Source organism: Deltaproteobacteria bacterium, assembly GCA_019308905.1.
Taxonomy (GTDB): domain Bacteria; phylum Desulfobacterota; class BSN033; order WVXP01; family WVXP01; genus JAFDHF01.
This window is the reverse complement of the sequence record JAFDHF010000133.1, coordinates 1-3,005: the sequence shown is the minus strand read 5'-3', so window position 1 is coordinate 3,005 and position 3,005 is coordinate 1. Positions and strand designations below refer to the sequence as shown.

Annotated in this window: 4 protein-coding genes; all 4 read right to left on the bottom strand. The window is 51.7% G+C overall.

Annotated elements, in window-relative coordinates; all coding sequences use genetic code 11:
* Positions 1-142: 142 nt before the first annotated feature.
* Positions 143-1,057 carry a nucleotidyl transferase AbiEii/AbiGii toxin family protein gene (locus tag JRJ26_20455; protein MBW2059861.1) on the bottom strand — a complete coding sequence of 305 codons (915 nt, stop codon included), beginning with the start codon at positions 1,055-1,057 and terminating at the stop codon, positions 143-145.
* Positions 1,054-1,659: a type IV toxin-antitoxin system AbiEi family antitoxin domain-containing protein gene (locus tag JRJ26_20450; protein ID MBW2059860.1), complete on the bottom strand. Its 606-nt coding sequence runs from the start codon at positions 1,657-1,659 to the stop codon at positions 1,054-1,056. The genes JRJ26_20455 and JRJ26_20450 overlap by 4 nt, the downstream gene beginning before the upstream one ends.
* 533 nt (positions 1,660-2,192) lie before the next feature.
* Positions 2,193-2,462 (bottom strand): DUF2442 domain-containing protein, encoded by a 270-nt coding sequence (locus tag JRJ26_20445; protein MBW2059859.1) that lies wholly within the window; start codon positions 2,460-2,462, stop codon positions 2,193-2,195.
* Positions 2,463-2,472: 10 nt separating this feature from the next.
* Positions 2,473-2,610: a DUF4160 domain-containing protein gene (locus JRJ26_20440; protein ID MBW2059858.1), complete on the bottom strand. Its 138-nt coding sequence runs from the start codon at positions 2,608-2,610 to the stop codon at positions 2,473-2,475.
* Positions 2,611-3,005 lie beyond the last annotated feature (395 nt).

The window sequence follows — 3,005 nt, the reverse complement described above, 5'->3', positions numbered from 1 at the left end:
CCATAGGAGGAACCTCCATTTCCACTTCTTCATATCAGCTTCCCCTTGCCTCCCAATAACTTACCTCACTACCCTCCAAAATTCTGGGGAAAGTCCTCGTGGAGAATGGATAGAGCGAAAAACCCAAAGTCAATTTCAGTTGTCAACTCCAAGGCCCTCCCTTTGCCCACTTCTCCGGAATGGAGCCCCGGCCTGAAGCAGCCCTCATGGGAAGCAGCAGAAATTTTCTAAGAACCGACAGCACCTCCGGCAATTCCGGAACATCCCCCTCGAGGCCGCTCTTGCGAATGAACGCTTTCCACTGAACCAATTTTACTTCGTCGTTGCCGAACTCATCCGTTAGGGACAGAGGTGGCTCGATGGGGATATCTGTCTTGCGTCTCTTGAAGGTTGCTCTTATTGCCTGAGCAAGCGTGCGCCCATCAAAAGTAAAGTCCCGTGCCATCACATACTGGTCATAAAAATCCTTCATCCGACTGTTGGCAATACCCAACATGACCATGGCCTGAAACTTCTCTGCTACAACCGTCTCGCGCGGACAGGCCAAGACGCGGAGAGGCGGGGAATCCAAAAGTGTGGGATAGGTGACCACCTCGGACTTCGGCGTCACTACGTCACCGAATCCTATGTCGACCTGGACTGGGATACGGGCCTTGCCAAGAGAGGCCATCAGGGCAACGCGTTGCCCCTGGTATTCCTGATCTTCTCGAATCGACGCGACTTTCACCGATTCTGGATCAAAGACGAGACCGTCAAACTCCACCTGGATGGAGCAAACTTCGCGGAACAACTCCGTGATATATTCAGAGGAACTTTCGCCGCGGCCCAACAAGTCCAAGTCAATGGTCGGTCGGTACAGGTGGCCTGTCCACACCAAGAATAGTTGGGCACCTTTGAGGACGAAGTTCCGGGCATGGCTCGACACTGAGAGGCGGTAAAGGAGACGCTCGATCGCATAGCGGGTCCAAATCAGGTTTGGATCTTCACCGCTTTCCCTGATCATGTTTAGGAGCTGCTGGCGAACCGATGCTGCGATGTTCGATGGGCGTCGGGTCATACGAGTGCTTCCATGTAGGGCCGCATTATTTTTGTTACTCGACAAACCTTTGCATATCGCCACACTTCGTCGGGGGTGCACCGGCGCTCGCGCAGTACGTGGCGTAGCGCTTCGAGTGCCACGTCCAGCCCGATCTTGTTTCTGTACTTGAAACAATCTGCCACTGTTTTAGCAGGACTGTAAATCTTGACTCGTATGCTCTCCACGACATGCTCCTCTACACCCTCGGTCAGGGCTTTTCCGGAGAAACGAACGATCCGCATCTTGGGATTTTCGACTCTCGGACGAGCGGCTCTTCGGTCAAGGGCTATCCATACTTCGTGGGGAAGCTGAGTACCAATTTCGTGGAAACGAAGAGCAGAAAGCAGGCATATCACGCCCTTGGGGACGGCTTTGGCAGCCTGTACCAGACCGTGATGCGCCGTCACATCGGCGTCCGGCAGGCTGTAAAGCCCGCGGCCCACCCGTACGAGCCTTCCTTCCGCGCGCAGTTGCCGGAGATACTCATGGTGAATCCCACGGGAACGTATCTCCGCCGCGCTCACAATGCTCACATCCCGGACGAGTTGCATTATTTCCTCTTTTTCATCTTGACTCTTCATATGCGAAAGTATAGTCAGTTTTCAATATATGTCAATACCTTTACAAACCATCTGGTACGCCGAGGCACTCCATCTGCGCATCTATCTACCTTTTCCTACAAGTGCTGAGGATTCGGCACAATCTCCGGCCCAGCAAACGATCGACGATAGGGGACGCCTATGATTTCATGTTTTACTTCCTGTCAATTCTCTCAGTAGTGTGGACGGATGCCAAAAAGAACGAGATTGGATGCTGCCGGTGCCATCCGTTGCATCGTCATCCGTCATCTCTAATCATGTTCATTGGCTCTGTCCTGGATCGTGGGAAGGATCCCCAGACTGTCTCAAATCATGAAGCCTGCTTTGCCTCTGGACCAATCGTGAACTGGGAATGAGCATGGTTGGGTTGTCACGTCGCCTGAAGATTTCCCAGTCAGCCCTGAGTAGGGCATCGTTGAGGGGTGAAAAAATTGCTGTTCAAAGTAACCTCCGCCTACCAACCATGGCTCACAAGGTTTTGCATAAAATCATAGGCGTCCCCTAACCTCGCGCGGTTAAACCGCGTCGGCTGAAGCGTCTTGTTCGCTGACCTTTTGACCTATCTCATAAAGAAAGTCAGGTGAAAAGTCAGCGTTGTTTGGCCACACGACAGTATCTATATCCTTATCCACGCGAAATGACTTGAAGAAATCTAGCTGCTTCAAGGGTTCAAAGATAGGGCCGTCTAGATGTGGTTTCAAATCAACCACCTTGGTCTCTCCGTTATCAAACCGGATCTTTAGTTTATACCCCCCAACATATGTCGCCTCGATCACCCATCGCATGATTATCCTCCTAATCGAGAGGTTCAATTTCTTCCAGAGGCTCGTTCCGCTGCGCCCTCTCCCAGTTAGCTATAAGTTCATCCCTATGCTGAAATGCCCATTCAAGCACCAAAGAAGTTGCCCGCCTAGGGAACTCTCCTTCTATCATCCTTAATTCTTCAATGGAAAAGGCGGCTCTTTTACCACCACGGATCGGGGACGCCTATGATTTCATGCTTTACTTCCTGTCGATTCTCTCAGCACCGTGGACGCATGCCAAAAAGAAACGAGATTGGATGCTGCCGGTGCCATCCATTGCATCGTCATCCGTCATCCCTAATCATGTTCATTGGATCCGTCCTGGGTCGTGGCAAGGATCCCCAGGCTGTCTCAAATCCTGAAGTCTGCTTTGCTACCGGGCCAATCGTGAACTGGGAATGAGCATGGTTGAGTTATCACGTCGCCTGAAGATTTCCCAGCCAGCGCTGAGTAGGGCATCGTTGAGGGCTGAAAAAATTGCTGTTTAAAGTAACTTCCGTCTATCAAGCATGGCTCACAAGGTTT